Origin of the sequence: Phyllobacterium sp. YR620 (genome assembly GCF_900104165.1) — a bacterium.
Classification (GTDB): Bacteria; Pseudomonadota; Alphaproteobacteria; order Rhizobiales; family Rhizobiaceae; genus Phyllobacterium; species Phyllobacterium pellucidum.
In genome coordinates, this window is record NZ_FNJP01000001.1 from 1,105,927 (window position 1) to 1,129,251 (window position 23,325).

Genomic DNA, 23,325 nt, shown 5'->3' on the forward strand with positions numbered 1-23,325 from the left:
CCGGACCGTCTCTGGAAAATCCATCCTTCCGACGTCAGAAAAGCCCACACAAATGCAGGCAGTGGGAATCAATATGGACAAGATGGCGAGCGGCTGGATCAACGGCTTCGTGGGCGTACTTATCTTCAGCGGATCGCTGCCGGCGACCCGCGCGGCCGTATCAGGGTTCGATCCGATCTTTCTGACGGGCGCCCGGGCGACCATCGCGGCATTGCTCGGCTTGGCGCTGCTTATCGCCTTTCGCGAAAAGCGTCCTGACAAGGCCGATCTCATTTCGCTTGTCGTGACCGCGCTTGGCGTTGTCGTCGGCTTTCCACTATTGACAGCGCTGGCGCTCCGTCATGTCACGTCCGCGCATTCGATCGTCTTTATCGGCCTTTTGCCGCTCGCAACCGCCATTTTCGCAGTCTGGCGCGGCGGCGAGCGGGTACGCCCGCTGTTCTGGTTGTTTTCCTGCCTCGGCAGTCTGCTCGTGGTTGGCTTCGCGCTCACTCAGAACGTCAGCGCCTCGCTCGTTGGCGATCTTTTGATGTTCACAGCAATCGTCGTGTGCGGTCTTGGTTATGCCGAAGGAGCCAAACTGTCGCGCCGCCTTGGCGGCTGGCAGGTTATATGCTGGGCGCTTGTCATCTCGCTGCCAGTCATGTTGCCGCTGACACTATTCGTCATGCCCGGCGAGTGGCAGGGCATAAGCGGGCCTGCCTGGTTTGGCCTATTTTATGTCTCCCTGTTCTCGATGCTGATCGGCTTCATCTTCTGGTATCGCGGACTTGCGCAGGGCGGCATTGCCGCAGTCGGGCAACTGCAACTGCTGCAGCCTTTCTTCGGCCTTGTCCTTGCGGCAACCCTGCTCGGCGAGCATGTCGGGTGGCCGATGATTCTGGCAACGGTCGGCGTGATCGCCTGCGTTGTCGGCGCCAAGCGCTTTGCCCGATAGGTTGGACAGATTTTCTATTCCTGTGGGCCCACGCGCAAACTTATCCTTTGCCAGGGCCGCATCGACCGGTTATCGCCTGACGCACTCCTGTGATGCTGGATGCTGCACCCTCGATGAATGCCCTGGCTGATTACCTGAAGCGATTCCTGCCTCCGCTTGCCCCCGTGAGCGGCATGGAGCGCTTGCGCGCCTGCATCGGCGCGTTCCTCGGCATACTCGCAACCGGCATCGTCAGCGCGGCCGCCCTCGGCCCGACCTCCAGCGTTCCCTTGCTCATCGCGCCAATGGGCGCCTCGGCGGTGCTTCTCTTTGCCGTTCCGTCCAGTCCGCCGGCACAGCCCTGGTCGATCCTTTGCGGTAACATACTCGCCTGCCTGATCGGCGTGACCTGCGCTATCTGGATCCCCGACCCTGTCATTGCATCGGCCGCTGCCATAGGCGCGGCTATTGCCGTCATGATGCTGACGAAATCGCTGCATCCGCCAAGCGGAGCGGTTGCGCTGACTGCCGTATTGGGTGGGCCTGTCGTCCACGATCTCGGCTATAGCTTCGTCATCTGGCCGGTGGGCTTGAACTCGCTTCTGCTGCTCGTCATCGCCATCGCCTACAACAATCTGACGGGCCGGCGCTATCCGCATCTGGCGCCACCGGCGGCCAAGAATATCCACGATACCGCCGATCCAATTCCGTCGGAGCGCATTGGATTTACGCCCGGCGATCTTCGATTTGCGCTAGGCCAGCACGACGAACTGATCGATGTGAGCCCGGACGATCTCGATTCCATCCTGCATCGGGCGCAAATGCATGCCTATCATCGCCGCTTCGGCGAGATACGCTGCGAAGAGATCATGTCAAGCGACGTGGTGAGCGTCGCGCCCGAGACGTCCGTACGGCGTGCCTTTGCCCTGTTGCGCCGGCATCGGATAAAGGCACTGCCCGTCGTCAATACCGAGGGCAGGCTGATCGGTATCGTGACGCAAACGGATTTCATGCAGCGCGCCGCATGGCCGTCCCGAACCGCGCTAAGACCGGGCGTTGTCGGCAAGTTTGGCAGCATTGTCAGCGTCGCCCACAAACCGCCGCGCATGGTTGCGGACATCATGACGGCGCCGGTTCAGTTTGTCAGACCCGACACGCTTGTCACGGAACTCGTGCCGGCGATGGCCGATCGCGGCCTCCATCATTTGCCGGTCGCCGATGCGGAAGGGCGCGTGTTGGGCATCGTTACCCAATCCGACCTTATCGCTGCGCTCTACGCGCGCAACCTCAACGACAGGCAGACGCCCGAACCGCTTTCACTTGCCGGCTAACCGGCACCGCAGACGCTGTTTTTGCGCCGCACAATAATTCATTTGCATTTTGGCGTGATAAGGCCCATATGCGGTTCAGGCGCTTGGGCCGGTTTGATCCGGTCTTCCAGAATTTGGACTTGTGGCGTCTTCAGTCCCATCTGCAAAAGGCGATGGGCACGGCTGCGCAAGTCGCTTGGGCCCGCCAATCCGGCGGTGCTTCCCTCCGCGTCTCGTCGTTCATCCATAAATTGTGCATGCAGGTTGCGCCCTGCGATGCGTTTGTGACCCGCGAAAATTCGCGCCGGTCAGTGAAAGAAGATTGAATTGAACACTCCAGAAGCAAACGGCTTTGCCGCAATGGGCCTGAACGTGGTCCTTCTCAAGGCCATCGAAGCGGCCGGCATGGCAGAGCCGAAACCAATCCAGGAACAGGCTATTCCGGCACAGGTGTCCGGCAAGGACATTCTCGGCATCGCCCAGACGGGTTCGGGCAAGACGGCTGCCTTCAGCCTGCCGATCCTGCAGAAGATCATGGGTCTTGGCGACAAGCGCAAGGGCAAGACCGCCCGCGCCCTCATTCTCGCCCCGACCCGCGAGCTTGCCGTGCAGATCGAAGAAACGATCCGTAAGCTCTCGAAGGGCGCGCATATTTCGACAGCGCTTGTTCTCGGCGGCGTCTCGCGCATCTCCCAGATCAAGAAGATGCAGCCGGGCGTTGACGTGCTTATAGCAACGCCGGGCCGCCTTACCGATCTCGTGCGCGAAAACTGCATCGATCTTTCGGAGACGCGTTGGCTCGTCCTCGATGAAGCCGACCGCATGCTCGACATGGGTTTCATCAACGATGTGAAGCGCATCGCCAAGGGCACGCATCGCGACCGCCAGACCGCGCTTTTCTCGGCAACCATGCCCCAGGAAGTCGCAACGCTGGCCCAGGGCCTGCTGCGCGACCCGGTTCGCGTCGAAGTCGCGCCGCAGGGCACGACCGCGGCCGAGATCAAGCAGGTGGTACACGCCATTCCGACGAAGCAGAAAAAGCAGGTTCTTTCGGCAATGCTGAAGGACGAGGCGCTGGCTTCGGTCATCGTCTTCACCCGTACCAAGCACGGCGCGGATGCGGTAACGCGAGTCCTCGAGAAGGACGGCTATGAAGTTGCCGCCATTCACGGCAACAAGTCGCAGAATGCCCGCCAGCGCGCGTTGAACGGCTTCAAGGACGGTTCCGTTCGCATTCTCGTTGCGACCGATATCGCAGCGCGTGGCATTGACGTCGTCGGCATCAGCCATGTCATCAATTTCGACCTGCCGGATGAGCCCGAGAGCTACGTTCACCGCATTGGCCGTACCGGGCGTAACGGCGCATCGGGTTCGGCGATTACGCTTTACGATCCGGCCGAAGAGAGCGTCAAGCTGAAGGCCGTCGAGCGGGTTACGCGCATGCGTTTGCCGATGGCCGATTCGCCGGTTGATCTTTCGAGCCTGCCGGCCCGTGCTGCCAATAGCGACCAGCGTCCGCCGCGCCGCGAAGGCGGCAGCGGTGCTCCGGGCAAGAAGCCGCATCGCGGCCAGGCAGCTAGCAAGCCGCGCGAGCCGCGTGGTGAGAAGATTTGGAGCAATGATGGCGGCGCCCCGGCGCAAAAGCGCCCGTTCCGCCGCAACAAGCGCCGCAGCTTTGGCGCCAAGGCTGCCTGAGCGTAGCGTCTGAAACTTATAAGGGCCGCCGGCATAAACGTGCCGGCGGCCTTTCTTTTTGCTGGCATCCTGCAGCGTAATCAGACAATTCACGTGGCTGATTGAATTCTGCGCTTGAACGGCCCGCCCGGGACAAATAGGTTCAAGCCCTGCAGATTGAAGGACTTGTGCCATGTTGAATTCAGTGATCGACGCGATCGGCAACACGCCGCTCATCCGCCTCAAGAAAGCCTCCGATCTCACTGGCTGCGAAATCTACGGCAAGGCGGAATTTCTCAATCCGGGGCAATCGGTGAAGGATCGCGCGGCACTCTACATCATTCGCGACGCGGAAAGGCGCGGCCTGCTTCGTCCGGGCGGCGTGATCGTCGAAGGGACCGCCGGTAATACCGGTATCGGGCTCACCATGGTGGCCAAGGCGCTCGGCTATCGCACAGTCATCGTCATCCCCGAAACGCAAAGCGAGGAAAAGAAGGACGCCCTTCGCCTCCTTGGTGCCGAACTCGTTGAAGTGCCGGCAGTCCCTTACCGCAATCCGAACAATTACGTGAAGGTTTCCGGGCGCTTGGCGGAGCAGATGGCGAAGTCCGAGCCGAACGGTGCGGTCTGGGCCAACCAGTTCGACAATGTGATCAACCGTCAGGCGCACGTGGAAACCACCGCACCGGAAATATGGCGCGACACCAACGGCAAGGTCGACGCATTCATTTGCGCGGTCGGATCAGGTGGCACGCTTGCCGGGGTTGCGGAAGGGCTGAAGGGGCGCGACCCGTCGATCAAGATAGGGCTTGCCGATCCGCTCGGCGCTGCGCTGTTCTCCTATTATACCACCGGCGAGTTCAAGGCAGAGGGCAACTCGATTACCGAAGGCATCGGACAGGGGCGGGTGACAGCCAATCTCGAAGGGTTCAAGCCTGATTTTTCCTATCAGATTTCGGATGCGGAAGCTCTCGACGTGGTGTTCGACCTCGTGCAGGAAGAGGGGCTTTGCCTCGGTGGCTCATCGGGGATCAACATTGCCGGCGCCATCCGCATGGCACGCGATCTTGGCCCGGAGCATATCATCGTCACGGTGCTGTGCGACTATGGCAACCGCTATCAGTCGAAGATGTTCAATCCCGAATTCTTGCGATCCAAGGACCTGCCGGTGCCGGCATGGATGGAGACCATGTCCGACATTTCCGTCCCCTTCGAGAATTCATAATGGCTTACGATACCACGATCCTGTTTCGCGATGATTCCTACCTCAAGGAGATTGAGGCGGCGGTTGTCGGCGTCAACGAACGCGGCGGCATTCTTACGGATCGGACGGTCTTCTATGCTACCTCGGGCGGCCAGCCCGGCGATAGCGGCGCCTTCATCCGGCCCGACGGATCGAGCATCGCCATCGCCGCAACGGTGACCGGCGAAACCAAGGAAGAGATCATCCATGTGCCGGCCGCGGAGCAGCCCGTGCCCGCAGTCGGCGAAAAGCTCTTGCTTCGCGTCGATTGGGACCGCCGCTACAGGTTGATGCGCATGCATACGGCCTGCCATCTCTTGAGTGTCGTCTGCCCGTTTCCCATCACAGGAGCTGCGGTCAGCGAAGATGACAGCCGCGTCGACTTCGATTTGCCGGAGGCGGGGGTCACGCGCGAGGGCGTAACGGCCAAGCTGATGGAACTGGTGAACGCCAATCATCCGGTATTCACCCGCTGGATTACCGACGAGGAACTGGCGGCAAATCCGGGCCTGATCAAGTCGAAGAATGTCCGTCCGCCCATGGGCACGGGACGTATCCGGCTCGTGTGCATCGGCAAGGACGCGGTGATCGATTCGCAGCCCTGCGGGGGAACCCACGTAGCGACCACCGGCGAGGTCGGAGCAATCCATATCGGCAAAATCGAAAAAAAGGGCAAGGAGAACCGGCGTTTTCGCATCAGGTTCGGCGCCTTGCCGGAGGGAGAGTGAACGTGTCGGAAAAAAGCGCCTTTGTCGTTTCTCCGGACTGGCTTGAGGAGCGCCTCGATCAGCCCGGCTTGAGCATCCTCGATGCGTCCTGGTACTTTCCGTTCCAGAACCGCGATGCCAAGGCCGAGTATGAGGCAGCCCACATTCCGGGCGCTGTTTTCTTCGACCATGAGCAGTTGTCGGATCCCGATTCTGCCCTGCCGCATACTTTCCCGAAGCCGGAAGCCTTTGCGGCTGCCGTCAGCAGCATGGGCATTACCAATGAGGACACGATCGTCGTCTATGATGGGCCCGGCATGTACACGTCGCCCCGGGTGTGGTGGATGTTCCGCACCATGGGCGCGAAGAAAGTCTTCGTGCTCGATGGCGGCTTCGACAATTGGAAGGCTTCGGGCCGCCCGGTCACGGACGCGGTGACCAAGATCGCGCCCTCCGCATTCGTGGAAAAGTTCGATGCAGGCAAGGTTGCAAGTTTCGAGCAGATGCGCCAGATCGTCGATAGCGGCTCGCGTCAGATTGCCGATGCGCGTTCCGCCGGCCGCTTCGTCGGAACCGATCCGGAACCACGCCCGGGCCTACGCTCCGGCCACATGCCGGGCGCCCGCAGCGTACCCTCATCGAGCCTTGCCGATAAGGGTTATCTCAAGGACCTCAGCGGGTTGCGGCATGTCCTTGACGAGGCGGGCGTGGACTTATCCCGTCCGATCGTGACGAGTTGCGGCTCGGGGATCACCGCAGCCGTTATCACCCTTGCGCTCGAATCGCTCGGCCACAAGGACAATCTGCTTTATGATGGCTCGTGGTCGGAGTGGGGCGCCCACAAGGATACTCCCGTCGTAACGGGCGAAGCGTAAGCCATGGCCGACAATCCCAAGCCCCGCATGCTGAAGACCCGGGTGACGCATCTCGAACTGACCGATCGCCCGACCCAATCCGTTCCGACGCCCGTCAGTTTCAGGCTGGCAATCATGCGGGCGACGAGGATTTCATTACCCTTCTACCGGTTCCTCTATGAGCAGGTAGGCAAGCCGCATCATTGGTCGGTCCACCGTCATCTCGACGACAAGGCGCTCGCCGCGATCATTCACCGCGACAATGTCGATATCCATGTTCTCTACGCGGATGGCTCTCCGGCCGGCTTCTTCGAACTCGTCACTGGCGAGGAAGAAGGCGTCACGGAGATTCTCTATTTCGGGCTGATCCCGGAATTTCAGGGTCGCGGTCTTGCCAGGTTCTTTCTCAACGAGGCGATCTCGACGGCGTGGATGAGCGACCCGCAGAAGGTCATCATCGAAACCAACACGCTCGACAGCCCACGTGCCTTGCAGATGTACCAGCGGATGGGGTTTCATCCGGTCAGCTTCGCCGAGGCTGAAATCGAGGCGTGGGTTTAAGGCAAAGCGTCATTCCGAAATGCTCTCCCTCATCCTCGGCTCTGGCCCGAGGACCTTGAGCTAAAGCCACCCGCAGCACGAAGAACTTGGGCTTGCCACGTTCGAATAACGATCTGTGGAATTCGACGCGCACCGAATAGAGAAAACGCCAATGACCCCCTATCAACGCGAATAGATTCGTTCTGGGAGGTAAAAATTATCTTGTCGATGCGCAGTGCCGTCTATTCCACGATCGCCATGGCCTTGCTGTCTGGTTGTGTCCCTTCCGAACTCTCGACGACCAAGGAAGGGTCGGGAAGCGCCAAGGTGTCCGCGAAAGCCGGACAGGAAACCGGACTTGCCGGATTTTACAAAGTGAACGGTGATTGTTCAGGTCGAAACCCGGGCTCGCTGAAAGTCGTCACGGAACCTGCGCACGGAACGGTCAGAATCCAACGCTTCACAGGCAATCCGACCTATGCGTCCGGGCACTTTCTTGCCAAGTGCAATTCGCACAAGGTGCCGCAACTCGGACTGTTCTATAAGCCGGCGCCCGGTTTCGTGGGGAGTGATCGGGTCGTCGTTGCAGCCAAGGCCGCAGGCAGCGATGTTTACGGCTACGTCACCTTCCACATCGAGGTCGCGAACTAGCCGGTCAACATCCGCATGAATCGGGTGGCTCGGCTCGCTCGTTCGGTGTCTTCTTGCTGCAACAAAGGAGACACCGATGACCACGATCCGCTATATTGCCATGGCCACCACGCTCGCTCGCCACTACCAGCAGGGCGGAGCCGACGCCAATGGCCAGACACCCGAAACCCACCTATCTGACGGCGATGGCATGCCGTGCCGCCATTGCCTGCAGAACATTGCGGCTGGCGACAAATATCTGGTCCTGTCGCATCGACCGTTTCCAGCGCCGCAACCATACGCGGAAACAGGGCCGATCTTTCTCCATGCTGATCCATGCGAGCGGTACCCGGAAACAGAGGAGATGCCGGCGATGTTTCGCGAGACCAGCGACTACATCTTGCGCGGCTATTCCTGCCAGGACCGTATCGTCTATGGAACGGGCGGGGTAATCCGAACCGAGGCAATTGCCAACCGCGCGGCGGAATTACTCGCGCGAGACGATGTCGCCTATGTGCATATGCGCTCCGCGCGCAACAATTGCTTCCAGTGCCGGATCGAACTGCCATGAAAAAGCCCGGCACAGGTCCGGGCTGTTGATAGTGATGCAGCGATGCGTCAGGCGGCGATGGCGGCCTTGGCTTCGACCATCTCCAGGCCAAGCGCTTCGGCAACGGCCTGGTTGGTGATCCGCCCCTTGTGGACGTTGAGGCCATTGCGCAGATGCGGGTTGTCGACCAGCGCCTTGACGCCACGGTCGGCCAGCTGCAGGCCATATTGCAGCGTCGCATTGTTCAGCGCATGGGCTGAAGTGACCGGCACAGCGCCCGGCATGTTGGCGACGCAATAGTGGATGATCCCGTCGACTTCATAGGTCGGCTCGGAATGGGTGGTCGCATGCGATGTCTCGAAGCAGCCGCCCTGGTCGATGGCGACATCGACAATGACAGCACCCTTCTTCATGCCTGACAGCATTTCGCGGGTGACGAGCTTCGGCGCTGCGGCGCCCGGAATGAGCACGGCGCCGACGACGATATCCGCCGAGAAGACCTCTTCGTCGAGGGCTTCGATAGTCGAATAGCGCGTGTGGATACGGCCGCGGAAAAGGTCGTCGAGCTGGCGCAAACGCGGAATGGAGCGGTCGAGAATCGTGACATCAGCGCCAAGACCGGTCGCCATCATGGCCGCGTTGATGCCGACGACGCCGCCGCCAATGATCGTGACTTTGCCCGGAAGGACCCCCGGCACGCCGCCTAGAAGAACGCCGCGGCCGCCATTGGCCTTCTGCAGGGCTGTCGCACCCGCCTGTATCGCAAGACGGCCGGCGACCTCCGACATTGGCGCGAGCAGCGGCAGGCCGCCGCGATCATCCGTAACGGTCTCATAGGCTATCGCCGTCACACCGGATGCGAGGAGACCCTTGGTCTGTTCCGGATCGGGAGCGAGATGCAAATATGTGTAGAGAAGCTGACCCTCGCGCAGCTGTGCCCACTCGGAGGGCTGCGGCTCTTTCACTTTCACGATCATGTCGGATTGCTGAAAGACTTCTTCGGCAGTCTTGGCGATCTTCGCGCCTGCCGCCTGGTAGGCCCCGTCGTCGGCGCCTATTCCAATGCCAGCTCCGGACTGGACGATGACCGTGTGGCCATGAGCGATGTATTCGCGTACGGCCCCCGGAGTGAGACCGACGCGATATTCATGGTTTTTGATTTCCTTCGGGCAGCCAACGCGCATAACGCCTCCTGTTAGTGTTTTTGAGTTCCCTTTTGAGGCAAATATTTCATCACGAATCCTGTCGCATGTCCTTGCCAAGACGGCTCGACGGAAGGCAAAATTTCGAATATTCTTGCGCAAGATCGGCAATTGAAAGCGGAAAGCACGAAGAATGACATTGGACAGGATCGATATCGCGATTCTCGACAGCTTGCAGAAGGATGGACGCATGTCGAATGCGACGCTGGCGGAGAAGGTCGGCCTGTCGCAATCGGCCTGCTCGCGCCGGCTCGACCTTCTGGAGAAATCCGGCGTCATCCGCGGCTATCACGCACGGCTCTCCAACAAGATGCTCGGGCATCCGGTCATCGTCATCGTCAATATTTCGCTGTCCGGGCAGGCCGACAAGCAATTGCGGGAGTTCGAGACGGCGGTGAAACGCTGCCCCAATGTTCTTGTCTGCTATCTGATGTCGGGCGAATACGACTATCTGCTGCGGATCGCCGCGAAAGATCTCGAGGACTACGAGCGTATCCACAAATTCTGGCTTTCGGCGATGCCGCATGTGACGAAGATAAATTCGTCCTTTGCGCTGCGCGAAGTCGCGGACCGGACCGGGCTGGGGGTCGAGACCGCGCTGATCGAAACGACAGGCGAGCGCTAAGGCTTTGCTTCTACAGCTTTACGGAGCTTGGCAGGCGCCTTGACATGCCAGGCCAGTTTGATGCGATGGCCAAGTTCCGCATCCGAAATACGGCCGAGACGCATTAGGATATAGGGCCAGCCCTTATAGTGGTCGGTTTCGAAGTAGATTTCGGGGGCACTCTCCATAAGGAGCGGCTTTTCCTCGAGCGGACAGTGGATGGCGAAGGTGTCGGCATCTTTGAGCCGACCGATGAACGATGCCTTCACTTTCAGGGAAGGTGTTCCATGCGTTGTGCTCTGCACGAGTTCGGGCAATTCAAGCCCACTCGCCACGTTCCAGATGCGTTCGAACGCCTTATCCGAGGCGCTCTGCGTCATGACTTGTAGAAGACCTGGCGCACGTCGATATATTCGGAGCGAAAGCCGGCCTCGCAATAGAACAGGTAGAATTCCCAGAGCTTCTTGAAACGGCCGTCGAAACCAAGGTGACGCAGGCGGTCCCACGAGTCCCAGAAGCGCTGGCGCCATTCGGCGAGCGTTCGCGCATAGTCCTGCGCAAACACGTGCTCGCGGTAAAGGTCGAGGCCAAAATCCTTGCCGAGCCGCTTCAGCCTTTCAGGCGTCGGCAACATGCCGCCCGGAAAAACATAGCGCTGGATGAAATCCGGCCGCTTTCGGTAGCGATCGAACGATTTGTCATTAATGGTGATGATCTGCAGGCCGGCGCTGCCGCCCGGCTTCAAACAGTCCTTCACCTTACCGAAGAATACCGGCCAATATTTTTCGCCCACCGCCTCGAACATCTCGATCGACGCGACATGGTCGTATTTGCCGGTCTCGTCGCGGTAATCCTGGAACTTGATGTCGACCTTGCCGGAAAGCTTTGCGCGTTCGATGCGCTGGCGCGCATAGTCGTATTGTTCACGGCTGATCGTGAGCCCGGTCACATGCGCGCCGATCTCACGCGCGGCAAATTCGGCGAATCCGCCCCAGCCGCAGCCGATTTCAAGCACCCTGCTGCCGGGGGTAATGCCGATATTGCGGGCGAGGGCGCGATACTTGGCATTCTGGGCGCTTTCGAGGTCGGTGGCGTTTTCCGCAAACAGGGCCGACGAATAGGTCATCGTCGGATCGAGCCATTCGCGATAGAAGGCGTTGCCGAGGTCGTAATGCGCCGAGATATTCTTGCGCGAACGGCTGCGGGTATTGTCATTGAGCCAGTGCCGTAGCCGCTGCACCGTGTTGAGCATGAAATTCGAGCCGCCGGCAAGGTTTTCGCCGACCTCTTCATTGACGACGAAGAGTTCGAGGAAGGTCGCGACATCGGGGCTCTCCCAATCGCCGTCCATATAGGACTCCGCAAGGCCGATCGTACCGCCCGAGAAGGCACGACCCGGCAAGTTCCAATTGTGGAGAATGACCGACGCATCTGGCCCCGCCTGCCGGCCGCCAACCTTGAACAATTGGCCATTGGGGGTTGTGATCGCCAGCGTTCCGCGGGGCAGATGAACCGCAGCGCGAAGTGCAGCCTGAGCCTTGAGAGGGAGCCCCTTCAGCATGGCGCCGACATTTTCAGGCGTGAGCCACTTGGCATCGGGGTTGGCGATAGATGTTTGCTTCATGCCGTCGATCTTCCAATTGGCGGACTATTGTTGGCCCATGTTATCAAACGTTTAAGTTGCATCCAGTGGTTCTAAAACGCAAGCGAGTGATCGCGCGTGTGAATGTAGTTCGCAAGCTACTCGTGTTTCTAAAGCGCCAATATCAACTCGCGCGATCAAGGGATTGGCGCCTTTGAGCATAAAGGCGATGGGCCACAAGTATTCGACGGCTATTGACGTCATTCGAGCGTCTTTTAGCCGACATATGAACGTTCGCTTGCGTTCGAATAGATCATCTCAATAGTAAAAATGAAACAAAACGCGATTTGTTGTTGTTGATATTAGACTAAAGTATCATAATATTTTGCAATAAAGCTGTTAACTGATCATCTGAACTAATATATTCATCCAGTTTGTCGTTAATTTCTTAATTTACGTCGCTCCAAATAAAATTGTGACAAAACTATTGCCGTACTCACGTAAACGGTAATTTAACTACCCCAATTAATAGGGGTCAAAATTTTTCATACGAATCTGATTTGAGGACACAACCCATGAGCACTAAAACACTACGCCTCGCTGCTGCCCTCTTCGTGGTCGCAGCCACTTCGTCGGCCGGCTCGGCGCTTGCTACCAGCCAGACTTCGGAACTCAATGTTCGGCTTGAAATTCAATCCGGTTGTACCGCAAATCTGCTTGAGGGCGCTACGCTCGACTTCGGCCAGGTTGCCGGAACGCCGACAAACGACATCCAGCGTTCGGCTCGCGTCAGCGTATCCTGCAGTGGCTACAAGCCGGCAACGGGCCCTGCTGCCGTTGCTCCGACGCTCGGGCTTGGCTACGGTCTCCACGCGGACGGAAACCAGCGCAATGTGCAGAGCGGCACCAACAAGGTTCCTTATTCGCTCTACAAGAATGGCTACTACGGTGATGCCTGGGGTCTTGCCGGCACCGGGTCTGGTGGTCCGCTCACTATCAACAACCTGACCAATGATACGCCGCAGGAAGTGACGATCTATGGTGTGGTCAAGAAGAGCGACATAACCAGCAAACCGGTAGGCGTCTATACCGATACGGTACAGATCGTTCTGACCTACTAATCTCGTAAGCGGGCAGGGGGAATTCTCTTCCTGCCCGCATCGTTCTGTTCGGTCTATATCTCAGTCGCTGCAGTATTTCAGATTACTGAAGCGCGTTTAATACAACGCATTTAATACATTGAATTTGTAGGTTATTTTTATCGATGTTGCGGTATAAGCTGCCATTCTTTTCTTTGATCAGCGTAGTTTGTCTGTGGTTGTCGATGTCAACCTGGGCCGCGGCGTCGTCGCTGACGGTCATGCCCATAAAGCTCGATATTTCTTCCCCGCAGGTCGCAAGCAAGCTTACGCTGACCAACGGCGACGATGAGCCGGTCAATATTCAGGTCCGGGTGTTCCGCTGGTCGACCGTCAACGGTGTCGAGAAGCTTGACCCGACACCGGACGTGGTTGCCAGTCCTCCGGCCGCTAAAGTGCCCGCAGGGGGGCAATACGTCCTTCGCGTTGTTCGGGTCAGCAAAGCGCCCGTCATCGGCGAAGAGCGCTACCGTATCCTGATCGACGAGATTCCCGACCCGAGGAAAGCCAAGGCCGGTACGGTTGGTTTTTCGCTGCGTTTCTCGGTTCCCGTCTTTTTTCACAACAAGGATGCGCTTGACGCCAAGCTGAGCTGGAGCGTGAAACAGACCCTTAGGGGCCTGGTCGTGACTGGCTCCAATGCCGGCGATATCACCGCACGCATCTCCGATCTTAAGATTCTCTCGGGCGGCCGCGTGGTTGCCAGCAAGTCGGGCCTTGTCGGCTACGTGCAGGGCGGGTCTACCGCCGACTTCGCGTTGGGGCTGGTGAAGGGTCCGCTGCAGGGCAACGTGCAGATCCGGGCTCAAAGCGATAGGGGCGCAATCGATGCGACGGTTCCTATACGTAACTAGCTTTGCGATAGCCGGAACACTTGTATTTGATGCCATTGCCTCTGCTCAGCAGTCGACGCAAGGGGCGACGCCGGTCATCCCTGCCGCAACTGGTCTGCAACCGGGAATCCTGCAATCGCAAGCGACCCAGGAACTGCAACTCGAAGTCTTTATCAACGACGTTTCCACCGGTTTGCTCGGCGCTTTCGAGCAGGCGCGGGACGGCCATCTCAGCGCGAGGGCCAAAGAACTCAAGGAACTTGGCTTGCGTCCGCCGAACAGCACAAGGCCGGACGATTTAGTCAATCTAAACGACCTCGTCGGCATTTCGTATCACGTGGTCAGCGAGACGCAGATGGTTTACATCGAGGCGACGGACGCTGCTCGTATGCCAAAAATCATCGACGTCAACCCGATGGAAAAGCGACAGCCTGCGACGGCGAGCACGGGAGCTGTGCTCAACTATTCGTTGTTTTCGAGCACCGACAACATGCTCGACGGTTCGTTCGACGCGTTTCGCGGCGTTTCCGGCGGCTTTGACGGGCGCATCTTCAGTCGTTTCGGCACGCTCAGCCAGTCTTTTACCGCCAGCCTGTCCGATGGCGAGCTTGGCGGCGTCGAGCGCCTGAATACGCTCTGGACGTATTCGGACCAGAACCGCCTCGTCACCTACAAGGTTGGCGACTTCGTGTCGGGCGGTCTTTCGTGGACGCGTCCCGTCTATCTCGGCGGCATGCAGGTGTCGCGAAACTTCCGCCTGCGTTCGGATCTGGTGACTTTGCCCATGCCGGGGTTCACCGGCTCTGCGGCCGTTCCATCGACACTCGAAGTCTACACGCGCAACGCCAAGACGTTTTCGATGGATGTACCCGCCGGCCCCTTCAGTCTGACCAACCTTCCGGCATATACGGGAAATGGAGACGCACAGGTCGTGGTGCGTGACACTCTTGGACGTGAAACCCGGACATCTCTGCCATTCTACAGCACCGTCGACATGCTGAAACAAGGTCTCGTCGACTTCTCGGTCGAAGGGGGTTTTCCCCGGCGTAACTTCGGTACCGAATCGAACGACTATTTCGGGGATCCAGTTGGAAGCACGACGGTGCGGTACGGGGCCACGGACAGGCTTACGCTCCAATCCCATGTCGAGGGCGGAGCGGGCCTGATCAATGGCGGCGCAGGCGCTGTGTTTTCGGTAGGGAGCTTTGGAGCGCTTTCCCTGGCGGCTGCCGGTAGCCAGTACGAGGATGGCACGGGCATGCTCCTCAATGGTGGGCTCCAATTCGATATCGGTTCATACGGGCTTTATGGCAGCGTCCAGCAGACCTTTGGAGACTATGATGACATCGCTTCGGTCTCGGCCGATGACGGTGTCGATCTTAGCAGCAATGGCTACATATTTACCGGTTACACGCAAATCTACAGCCCGCGCGTACCGCGCCGGACCATCCAGGCTTCCTTAAGCGTGCCAACGCCGATCGAACGGGCAAGCCTCAACTTGTCCTTCACTCATATCGAGACTGATACGGGCGAGAAAAGCAGTATTGCCGGGATTTCCTACAGCCAAGCGATGTTCAAAAGCACTTCTTTCTATGCTTCGGCCTTCACCGACCTGAACGACAGCGACAGTTTCGGTATTTTCGCCGGCCTGTCGATCCCGTTCGACAATGGCATCGGTCTCAACACGGGCCTCGAGCAATCTCCTGACGGGCTGGCGGTAACTACGGCCCTGACGAAACAGGAGATGCAGCAAGAGGGCAGCTACGGCTGGAGCCTCAGGGACCGCGAGGGCGAGGCGGCAAATCGGTCGGCATCGGCAAGTTATCGATCGAAATATGCGCGAATCGAAGGTCAGGTGAACCAGTACGACGATACCGCACAGGGCAATCTTTGGGTTGATGGTGCGATCGCTGTCGCGGGCGGCGGAGTTTTCGCTACCAATCGCCTCGACGATGCCTTTGCCGTGGTCAAGGTTGGTGCTCCGGACGTCGAGGTTCGCTCGGACAATCGGGTGATCGGACGCACAAACAAGTCCGGCCGCATCATAGTTCCAAACCTGAATTCCTACGAAGAAAACCGTATCGATATCGATACGACCAATCTTCCGGTCGATGCTGCGATCGATTCGACGCGCACTATTGTCGTGCCGGCGCAGCAAAGCGGGGTCGTCGTCGATTTCGGCGTTAAGGAAGACCCCGAAGCGGCTGTCATTTCCTTCGTGAACGCGGCGGGCGAGCCGCTGGAAGCCGGGTTGGCCGGCAGCCTCAACGGAGCAGACGATGCCTTTGTCGTCGGTTATGACGGACAGGCTTTCATCAAGGGGCTCAAGGCCAATAACGCTGCGTCCATTCATCTGGCGGATGGGGCAATTTGCACAGCAGAATTCGGCTACCGGCCAAGCCCAGGGCAGCAGGTGCGGATTGGAGGCGTTCGATGCCAATGATGCGCTGTGGTTTGGAAGGAAGAAGCAGTCCAAGGAGACCTGTTTTATGAAAACGCTATTGGTTTGCCTCTCCATCATCTTGGGAATGTGGGCGGTTCCGGCCGCAGCCGACGGATCCGTGACCTGCACAAGTCGGCTGGATACCATACAACTCGAGGCGATGAGCGGCGATCTGGCCAACGTCACCTTTCCGCCGGTAAGTATCTCCTGCAATGTGACAGGCGCAAATGTTGGTTCGATATTTTATGCATGCATCACACTGGCTGATACCGATGACCAGACCCTGCGATCCGAAAACGGTGACAAAATTGCGTTCGAAGTCTTGACCCACGGCCAGTCTGCCGCCAAGGGCGGCTACGACAGCTACCGTTATGACGTGCCGGGCACCAAGGGTAGTATCGAATACATGTTCAATTATTGGACCGTGAAGATTCCGCCTGGCCCGTGGGTCAAGGAAGGTACCTATAAAACAGACCTTCATGTCGATGTCTGGTATGGCGTGTTAAGCAAGGGATCCAATCCCTCGTGCTCGGCATCGGTACCTCCACAAATGATCCGTATGACGACGACGCGTCCGCTTAGCGTCGAAATCAAGCGGAGCTGCAAGGTGAACGTCATGGGGGATCTCGATTTCGGTGTCGTAACGCCTGTCACGGATTGGAAAAATATGCGGGCCTCGACCGCGCTGACCGTCCAGTGTTCGCGAGACGCCAACTACACGATCGCGATCGACAATGGTAAGTCGAAAAGTTCGGAAGTCCGTAGAATGTATATGGAAGGCTCGAATGGGACCTCCGTCGCCTACGACCTATATAAGGATGGTTCCGCCGGCGCACGGTGGAGTGGGAGTGATCCTGTAAAAGGAACCGGCACGGGCCTTCTAATGAAAGTTCCCGTATACGGCCGAATTACCGAACCGCTCGACAGAAAGCCGGCCGGAAAATATTTCGACACGGTTCTGGTGCAGATCGAATTCTAGCGGCTGGAAGCAGCGGGTGATGAACTGGACGCGGGTTTCGGCGCGGCGGTGAGATCAAAGCGAAGCAGGTAGCAAGCGATGAGCTTGGTGACGGGGCAAGCCGCCCTCATGTGCCGTGGTGGCGGGTTCCGGAATGCCTCGTGAGCGCGACGAGAAAACGTTAGCGGCTTGGCGCTGGGACTCCGTAACGAACGACATTTGCGTCTGATACACGACACGCGTGTAGCCCAAATATTCGATGCAGGTCCTAGAAAAGCAAAAGGCCGGGAGCGACCCGACCTTCCTAAACTTACCTCTACATCAGTGCCAGTACATCCGTGGTCAAAGACGAAGATAAGCTGTTCGCTTGAGAACGTTCACTACCCTGTTATCGCGACAGAATGATGACGTACATCGATTAAAACGGGAAGCGCGTACGCAACACCTTATCGCGCTTGGGAACAATGTGAACGATCAAGGTAAAGACCGGGTTAATGCGGCTATCGAACTATTGGGCCGGTCCCAACAATCGATCCTGGTTGGTTCGCCCGCCCATGCAGGTGTAGCGAACCTCATAGCGCGGATCCATGATTGCGGTCACGTCCTGAGCCGTACAGTTTCGCCCGGTGCTGCGCAGGAACTGCTCGGCGGCGTCGCGGTAGACTACCGGTGGCGTCGCCACCAGACCGCCGGCTACGCCGCCCGCAAGGCCCTTGACGAAGCCTTGCGTCGCTCCACCGCCGCCACCCGGTCCAATCATCAAGCGGTTGCGCTGCGGATTGTCGATGATCTGGAACGACTGGCCGTTGCTCGCCGTAAATTGTTGCTGCGGCAGGCCGCCATAGTTGGATTTTGCGTAGTCGATCCCCGCGCAACCGGTCAAAGCGGCGAGGAGGAGAGGGGCTGTCAGCAGCAGCGAAGGTTTCATACTGTAACTCCATAATTGACGCCTTGAGTGGCGTGGCATTCCTGTCAGGTGTACCGGGATCGGCGCCTCTGGCTCGGTTATTTGCTCTCTTCTGCGGTTTCCATCAGGCAGGCTAGAACGCTTCCGGCTGCCCGCGGCAGATCTTCGGCAATCAGCCCAAAGCCAAGTGCATGTGCCGCCGCGGCGTGGATATGAACCGCCGCGCAGGCCGCCGCAAACGGCGCCATGCCCTGCGCCATCAGTCCTGCGTTGAGCCCCGCAAGCACATCGCCCGACCCTGCGGTCGCCAAAAGGGGCGTGCCGTTGCTGTTGATGACGGCGCGCCCGTCTGGCGCTGCAATGACGGTATCGGCGCCCTTGTAGACAATGATGGCGTTGGCGCGCGCAGCTGCAGCGCGTGCCCGCTCCAGCTTTGAGGGCATGGCCTCCGCATCGAGATCAGGGAAGAGGCGCTTGAATTCGCCTTCATGCGGCGTAAGTACCAGGCGCACTTCCGGCAGGCGCCGGGTCGCGGCAAACAGCATATCCGGCTTGTCCTTGAACGATGTGATCGTATCGGCATCGAACACGAAATGTCCGGACGCCTTGTCAAGGAGGTCAAGCGCAAGGGCGCGCGTCTTTTCGCCAATACCGAAGCCGGGCCCGATAACGAAGGCGGTTGGCCGGCGCGCTTCGATAAAGTCGGCGAGGTCCTGTCCATGGTCGCACCGGCTGAGCATGATAGATGTCAGATGCGCTGCGTTGGCCGCAAGTGCCTCACCTGGAGAAAGGACCGTGACCGCCCCCGCGCCGCTGCGGGCGGCAGCCATCGCTGACAGGCGCGCCGCCCCCGTTGATGTGGCGCCGCCCGAGAATACGGCGGCGTGGCCGCGACGGTACTTGTGGGTGTCGACATCAGGAGAGGGGAGTTGGTCCTGCCACAAGCCGGGCGCATTCTCGAAGCAGCGCGGCGCGATCGCGGCGAGCACCTCATCCCTGATGCCGATATCGTGGACTATAAGATCGCCGCATAGCGCGCGGCCCGGATAGAGCAAATGCGCCGGCTTCTTTCTGAAGAACGTGATCGTGCTATCGGCCTGGAAAACAGTGCCGAGCGGCAGGCCGGTGGCGCCGTCGAGCCCCGAAGGCACATCGACGGCAATCCGGCGCACCGGCTCGTGGTTGGTGCGCTCGATTGCCTCGGCAGCCTTGCCGGTGACCGGCCGGTCCAGCCCGGCGCCAAACAAGGCATCGACGACGACAGATCCGCGCTGGGGCGCGAAGCCTTCGATTGAACGCGGACGTAGCGGGCAGTCCGCAAGTGCGCGGGCGGCATCGGTGCCGGCCTTGGGCGCGCCGTCCGACCAGACGAAGGCGCTGGCGCCGCTGTCGTTGAGCGCGCGGGCGATCACATAACCGTCGCCGCCATTATTGCCAGGCCCACAGAGAACGTGAAACGCAGCTGCATCGCCGTGATGAGCAAGGAGATGGCTTGCGATGCCTTCGCCGGCACGGAGCATCAGCGTATACCCGTCTCCCGGTCCGGCAGCGATGGCGAGCCGGTCGGCCTCGCTCATTTCGGCCGGCGTCAAGATCTCATATGCCATTCGCGCTTTCCCTTGAACATTTCGCTCGAGACTAGAACAAATCCCGGCGAAATGAAGCCGGTTCAAGCGAAGCCGGTGTTGGAAGTACGCTCCGCAGCCTCCAAAACGCGGCAAGGCCGGCAAAGTTCAACAGGCGGCAGCGCCACGCGTATTTGCTGGTCTGTGAAGCTCAGTCGGCGCCCAGCCGCACCAGCACGGCGCGCGGGATACCATAGTGGTTGATCGCGTCGTCATGTCTGCGCAGCCCGCAAAGTTCGCGCTGGATGAAATAGGCGTGCACTGCTCTCGCCGCTGCCTTCAGGCGCGCCGCGCGTTCAGTATCCGAGGCTGCGTTCAGTTGCTCCAGCGCCTGTTCGACCTTTTGTCCTGCGCGGCCCAGCGCCGCTGCCATTTCAGCGATGATTTCCATGTCGATCGCGCTCGGCGGCGCTCCGCGATCGAGACCGGATGCAATGTTTTGTGGCGGTCGAAACGACATGGGCAGCTCGGTATAAGGATCATCGAAAGGCGACGATCATAATTCGAGCATACGAGCCGCCACATCGCAAGGGTGCATTGTTCACCCCGCACGGCTTGCCGCTGCCACGCAGAATCGGCTACGAATCGGCTCCGGCAAAGCCCATGCCTCCCCCCTCCGTTCGGGAAAGCATCATTCATGCAGGGTGAAGATTTTTGAAACCGACTGTTCGAGCACGACGCATAAGGAGGGACTGCAGCATATGCTCGCAATAGGAGGTTATTTAGATGAAATTGTCGGCACCCGTTTTCCATTTGAAGCGCCAGGCCAAAAACCTCCGCGAACTCGGCATTCCCCTGCATAAGGCGCTCGATCAGATCGCGGCGAGGGAAGGGTTTACGCGCTGGAGCCTGCTCGCAGCCACAGCGCCTGCAGGCTTGCCGGCCAGCGAGTTGTTTTCCCGATTGGATCAGGGCGACCTCGTACTGATCGGTGCGCGCCCCGGCCAAGGCAAGACGCTTATGGGTCTCAGGCTGGCCGTTCAAGCGATGAAGGCAGGCCGGCGAAGCGCGTTCTTTACGCTCGAATACACGGCAAAGGACGTCGTCGATCGCTTGCGCGCCATCGGAGCCAATCCCACGCTATTTGATCAAAGTTTTGATCTGGACCACTCCAATGCCATTTGCGCCGATTACATCATCGAGCGACTGGCACAGGCTCCCACCGGGACATTGGCCGTCATCGATTATCTGCAGATTCTAGATCAAAAGCGCGACAGACCGGATCTTACGACACAGGTGCAAGCGCTGCGAGGGTTTGCACGGCAACGAGGGCTGATCATCGTCTTCATTTCGCAGATCGACCGGTCATACGATCCATCGTTGAAACCCTGTCCCGATCTGCGAGATATTCGATTGCCCAATCCGCTCGATCTCGCCTTATTCGACAAGGCAGTGTTTCTGAGCAATGGCGCGGTGCGGTTCCAGACCATAAATGAGTGAACGCCGATGCCGCAGGCCCGGTAAAATCAACCGGATCCGGCGATGCATATGGCCGACACGCAAGTCCGCGAAGCTTGTCGGCCTTCAAAAAACTGCAATAAAAGTCTGGGATTGTGCTTGGAAGTGGCTCCCCGGGCCGGATTCGAACCAGCGACCAACCGGTTAACAGCCGGTTGCTCTACCGCTGAGCTACCGGGGAACAGCTACTCAGTCATCAGCGATGTGGCCTATAGCAAAAGGGTTTCGCTTTTGCAAAGGACCATTTCGATTTTTTTTCCGCAAATGTGCATAACAGAAGGATGACATGGCCGGCCCGGCTTCTTACATCCGGTCGAAATACGTCCAGATGATGAGAAAAGTTTTGGCTGAGCGCCCGGGAGACAACAAGGAACACGGCGAAGAGACGCACAAGGCCCGGGTCAAGCGCCGGCATATGCGCATTCTCGGCCGCCACGTACCCATGCCGCAATCGGTGGCAATGCGTCGCACGCTCGGTGGTGCGCTTGTCGCTGGCGGGACATTGGGTTTTCTCCCGGTTCTCGGGTTCTGGATGATTCCGCTTGGTCTCGTTGTCCTGTCGCATGATTCTGCCCTGGTGCGGCGTAAGCGACGTCAGCTGGAGGTAAAGCTCGGACGCCGCTGGAAGGGGAATGCCGCGAACAAGAAAGACGGCTCTGGCACGTGATGCCTTCGGCATACAGTCGGGCGTTCCGGGTAAGCATCCGTTCAGGATCAATCGAGGATTTCGCTTCGGATGGCTTGACTAGCCATGAAGCCTTCCATATTGAACCAACCTTGAATTCGGCAGATGTTCCCAAGCATTTGTTGACGTGAGGCCTCGTGGCGGAGTGGTTACGCAGAGGACTGCAAATCCTTGTATCCCGGTTCGATTCCGGGCGAGGCCTCCAACTCTTCCGGCTCCGCTCCAATTGTTTGACATTGCTCGATTTTTTGTCGGGTGTGGCACTCTGGGACAGCACCCCACCTTCAGGGTGTGGCAATGTTCCCGCTTTCACCCCAATCGATCGTTGAGACCGCCTGTCCGGCTAGCACTGCGCGCTGCGCATTTCGGGTATAAATCTTCGATGTTTTGGCATCCTTCCAGCCGATCATTCCCTGAAGCATCAGGTCTGTCGCTTCGTCTCAGCCATATTGGTAGCGACGCCCTTCCGGGCGCTGTGTGTGGTCAGGTGGGGAAGCCCGGCTTGCGTGAACCAATCCGATAAGCGATTGCCCAATCCCTTGATTGACCTCATAAGCATTCGCCGCCCTCACCAAAGGCTCCAGCGACTTCAAAGCCTCGTCGCGCTCGTCGCAGACTTTGACACCATGCTCCGAACCCACGATTGCCATCGGCGTCCAGACCTGGAAAATCCCGCAGACACATTCGAGGGCACAAGAAAACGCCACACGTTTTGGTCCAGAGTATTCGCTTCGTTTCGCTTTGCCTTACGCAAGCAGCTCGTTTGCAGCAAACTCCGATCTTGCTCGCTATCTTATTGGATTGCGTAAGTCAGCAAGGACGGGGGTGCCCAAAGAGACCTAAGGGCGTGATCGATCAGAGATTTCGGGCTCGCCGAATACCATGCGCCTAAGAACGTTCGTTTTCCAATAGAACTGGTGAACAAGTACGCCCAGGACGTGCATCCCAATTAACGCCCATAGGATTACTTTGAGAATATCGGCGTGGACGTCGCCTGCCTCGTTATATCCCAAATAATATGCAGCCATACCTGTCACCGGCATGGCAAACAGAACGAAATAAAGCGCCGCGTGAGCGAATTTGGATGCTACCTTAAAAATTTCAGGCTCTCTAGTTGGCGAGGCCGGCACACCCCGAATGAATCTGAGTGCAAGGCGAAGAATGACGAGTCCCAGGATTAGGATCCCGACATAGGCGTGGATATTCGCGCTGGATATTTGGTCGGCAGATGCCATTCCGGTTTTTTTGACACTTCGGTCCCACTCGGTCATACCGTCGGGCAGCAGCAAATTAAAAAAGATTAGTGCAGCCGCAAGCCAATGCAGGACACGCTGTGGAAGTGAAAACGTAGTTGAATCCGATTTTTTTGACATCGATCTTGCTCCTACTTCTGATCATGTCAGAATGCACAATTGTGGTTTGCTGTCTCGTGAGGCGCCACCTGTTGGTTACGTTGCAGTTCTGA

23 protein-coding genes and 2 tRNA genes are annotated in these 23,325 nt (G+C 58.7%); 17 read left to right on the top strand and 8 right to left on the bottom strand.

Features of this window, described 5'->3' with window-relative positions; translation table 11 throughout:
* Positions 1 to 73: 73 nt before the first annotated feature.
* From BLR72_RS05175 to BLR72_RS05220, 9 genes are all read left to right on the top strand, one after another.
* Entirely contained in the window at positions 74 to 937 is an 864-nt protein-coding gene (locus BLR72_RS05175; RefSeq protein WP_091946617.1) for a DMT family transporter, read from the top strand.
* A 113-nt stretch (positions 938 to 1,050) separates the two neighbouring features.
* The gene (locus BLR72_RS05180) at positions 1,051 to 2,247 is read left to right on the top strand and encodes an HPP family protein (protein WP_091946619.1); all 1,197 of its coding nucleotides are present in this window, start codon (positions 1,051 to 1,053) and stop codon (positions 2,245 to 2,247) included.
* Positions 2,248 to 2,586: 339 nt separating this feature from the next.
* The gene (locus BLR72_RS05190; protein WP_091946622.1) at positions 2,587 to 3,921 is read left to right on the top strand and encodes a DEAD/DEAH box helicase; all 1,335 of its coding nucleotides are present in this window, start codon (positions 2,587 to 2,589) and stop codon (positions 3,919 to 3,921) included.
* Positions 3,922 to 4,093: 172 nt separating this feature from the next.
* Complete coding sequence (locus BLR72_RS05195) at positions 4,094 to 5,125, top strand: cysteine synthase A (RefSeq protein WP_091945781.1); 1,032 nt, start codon at positions 4,094 to 4,096, stop codon at positions 5,123 to 5,125.
* Complete coding sequence (locus tag BLR72_RS05200) at positions 5,125 to 5,871, top strand: alanyl-tRNA editing protein (RefSeq protein WP_091945784.1); 747 nt, start codon at positions 5,125 to 5,127, stop codon at positions 5,869 to 5,871. The genes BLR72_RS05195 and BLR72_RS05200 overlap by 1 nt, the downstream gene beginning before the upstream one ends.
* A 2-nt stretch (positions 5,872 to 5,873) precedes the next feature.
* Positions 5,874 to 6,725: a 3-mercaptopyruvate sulfurtransferase gene (gene sseA / locus BLR72_RS05205; protein ID WP_091945787.1), complete on the top strand. Its 852-nt coding sequence runs from the start codon at positions 5,874 to 5,876 to the stop codon at positions 6,723 to 6,725.
* Positions 6,726 to 6,728: 3 nt separating this feature from the next.
* The gene (locus tag BLR72_RS05210; protein ID WP_244506620.1) at positions 6,729 to 7,265 is read left to right on the top strand and encodes a GNAT family N-acetyltransferase; all 537 of its coding nucleotides are present in this window, start codon (positions 6,729 to 6,731) and stop codon (positions 7,263 to 7,265) included.
* Positions 7,266 to 7,466: 201 nt separating this feature from the next.
* Positions 7,467 to 7,895 (top strand): hypothetical protein, encoded by a 429-nt coding sequence (locus BLR72_RS05215; protein WP_139202499.1) that lies wholly within the window; start codon positions 7,467 to 7,469, stop codon positions 7,893 to 7,895.
* Positions 7,896 to 7,971: 76 nt separating this feature from the next.
* Positions 7,972 to 8,445 carry a DUF1203 domain-containing protein gene (locus tag BLR72_RS05220; protein ID WP_091945792.1) on the top strand — a complete coding sequence of 158 codons (474 nt, stop codon included), beginning with the start codon at positions 7,972 to 7,974 and terminating at the stop codon, positions 8,443 to 8,445.
* Between the two features lie 47 nt (positions 8,446 to 8,492).
* Here the strand turns inward: BLR72_RS05220 and ald are convergent, their stop codons facing one another.
* Complete coding sequence (gene ald, locus BLR72_RS05225) at positions 8,493 to 9,608, bottom strand: alanine dehydrogenase (protein WP_027231534.1); 1,116 nt, start codon at positions 9,606 to 9,608, stop codon at positions 8,493 to 8,495.
* A gap of 151 nt (positions 9,609 to 9,759) precedes the next feature.
* Between ald and BLR72_RS05230 the strand changes: the two genes are divergently transcribed.
* Positions 9,760 to 10,251: an Lrp/AsnC family transcriptional regulator gene (locus BLR72_RS05230; protein WP_091945795.1), complete on the top strand. Its 492-nt coding sequence runs from the start codon at positions 9,760 to 9,762 to the stop codon at positions 10,249 to 10,251.
* On the opposite strand, the gene BLR72_RS05235 is transcribed toward BLR72_RS05230, so the two are convergent.
* Together BLR72_RS05235 and BLR72_RS05240 are read right to left on the bottom strand one after the other, a co-directional pair.
* Positions 10,248 to 10,610, bottom strand: a complete 363-nt coding sequence (locus tag BLR72_RS05235; RefSeq protein ID WP_091945797.1) for an MmcQ/YjbR family DNA-binding protein — start codon at positions 10,608 to 10,610, stop codon at positions 10,248 to 10,250. The two genes, BLR72_RS05230 and BLR72_RS05235, sit on opposite strands and share 4 nt — an antisense overlap.
* Entirely contained in the window at positions 10,607 to 11,854 is a 1,248-nt protein-coding gene (locus BLR72_RS05240; RefSeq protein ID WP_091945800.1) for an SAM-dependent methyltransferase, read from the bottom strand. The genes BLR72_RS05235 and BLR72_RS05240 overlap by 4 nt, the downstream gene beginning before the upstream one ends.
* A gap of 533 nt (positions 11,855 to 12,387) precedes the next feature.
* Here BLR72_RS05240 and BLR72_RS05245 point away from each other — a divergent pair.
* From BLR72_RS05245 to BLR72_RS05260, 4 genes are all read left to right on the top strand, one after another.
* Positions 12,388 to 12,933 carry a Csu type fimbrial protein gene (locus BLR72_RS05245; protein WP_091945803.1) on the top strand — a complete coding sequence of 182 codons (546 nt, stop codon included), beginning with the start codon at positions 12,388 to 12,390 and terminating at the stop codon, positions 12,931 to 12,933.
* Between the two features lie 203 nt (positions 12,934 to 13,136).
* Entirely contained in the window at positions 13,137 to 13,805 is a 669-nt protein-coding gene (locus BLR72_RS05250; RefSeq protein ID WP_175492272.1) for a fimbrial biogenesis chaperone, read from the top strand.
* Positions 13,780 to 16,227 carry a fimbria/pilus outer membrane usher protein gene (locus tag BLR72_RS05255; protein WP_091945809.1) on the top strand — a complete coding sequence of 816 codons (2,448 nt, stop codon included), beginning with the start codon at positions 13,780 to 13,782 and terminating at the stop codon, positions 16,225 to 16,227. Before BLR72_RS05250 ends, BLR72_RS05255 begins: the two co-directional genes overlap by 26 nt.
* Positions 16,205 to 17,206, top strand: a complete 1,002-nt coding sequence (locus BLR72_RS05260) for a Csu type fimbrial protein (protein ID WP_175492273.1) — start codon at positions 16,205 to 16,207, stop codon at positions 17,204 to 17,206. The genes BLR72_RS05255 and BLR72_RS05260 overlap by 23 nt, the downstream gene beginning before the upstream one ends.
* A gap of 487 nt (positions 17,207 to 17,693) precedes the next feature.
* Here BLR72_RS05260 and BLR72_RS05265 read toward each other — a convergent pair whose 3' ends face one another.
* The 3 genes from BLR72_RS05265 to BLR72_RS05275 all read right to left on the bottom strand — a co-directional run bounded on the left by BLR72_RS05265 (position 17,694) and on the right by BLR72_RS05275 (position 20,177).
* On the bottom strand, positions 17,694 to 18,113 hold the full coding sequence (locus BLR72_RS05265; RefSeq protein ID WP_091945815.1) for a hypothetical protein: 420 nt from the start codon (positions 18,111 to 18,113) through the stop codon (positions 17,694 to 17,696).
* A gap of 77 nt (positions 18,114 to 18,190) precedes the next feature.
* Positions 18,191 to 19,699 carry an NAD(P)H-hydrate dehydratase gene (locus BLR72_RS05270; protein WP_091945818.1) on the bottom strand — a complete coding sequence of 503 codons (1,509 nt, stop codon included), beginning with the start codon at positions 19,697 to 19,699 and terminating at the stop codon, positions 18,191 to 18,193.
* Positions 19,700 to 19,868: 169 nt separating this feature from the next.
* Positions 19,869 to 20,177, bottom strand: a complete 309-nt coding sequence (locus BLR72_RS05275) for a DUF6665 family protein (RefSeq protein ID WP_091945821.1) — start codon at positions 20,175 to 20,177, stop codon at positions 19,869 to 19,871.
* A gap of 266 nt (positions 20,178 to 20,443) precedes the next feature.
* On the opposite strand from BLR72_RS05275, the gene BLR72_RS05280 reads away from it, so the two are divergent.
* A complete protein-coding gene (locus tag BLR72_RS05280) occupies positions 20,444 to 21,157 on the top strand; it encodes a DNA helicase (protein ID WP_091945824.1) in 714 nt (237 codons plus the stop codon).
* 124 nt (positions 21,158 to 21,281) lie between these two features.
* Here BLR72_RS05280 and BLR72_RS05285 read toward each other — a convergent pair.
* Positions 21,282 to 21,356: transfer RNA gene (locus BLR72_RS05285), tRNA-Asn, on the bottom strand.
* 234 nt (positions 21,357 to 21,590) lie between these two features.
* Here BLR72_RS05285 and BLR72_RS05290 point away from each other — a divergent pair.
* Both BLR72_RS05290 and BLR72_RS05295 read left to right on the top strand, forming a co-directional pair.
* Positions 21,591 to 21,842, top strand: coding sequence for a hypothetical protein (locus tag BLR72_RS05290; protein WP_036814496.1), 252 nt, complete (start codon positions 21,591 to 21,593; stop codon positions 21,840 to 21,842).
* Between the two features lie 149 nt (positions 21,843 to 21,991).
* Positions 21,992 to 22,065: transfer RNA gene (locus BLR72_RS05295), tRNA-Cys, on the top strand.
* A gap of 634 nt (positions 22,066 to 22,699) precedes the next feature.
* Here BLR72_RS05295 and BLR72_RS05300 read toward each other — a convergent pair.
* Complete coding sequence (locus tag BLR72_RS05300) at positions 22,700 to 23,233, bottom strand: cytochrome b (RefSeq protein WP_091945826.1); 534 nt, start codon at positions 23,231 to 23,233, stop codon at positions 22,700 to 22,702.
* Between the last annotated feature and the right edge of the window lie 92 nt (positions 23,234 to 23,325).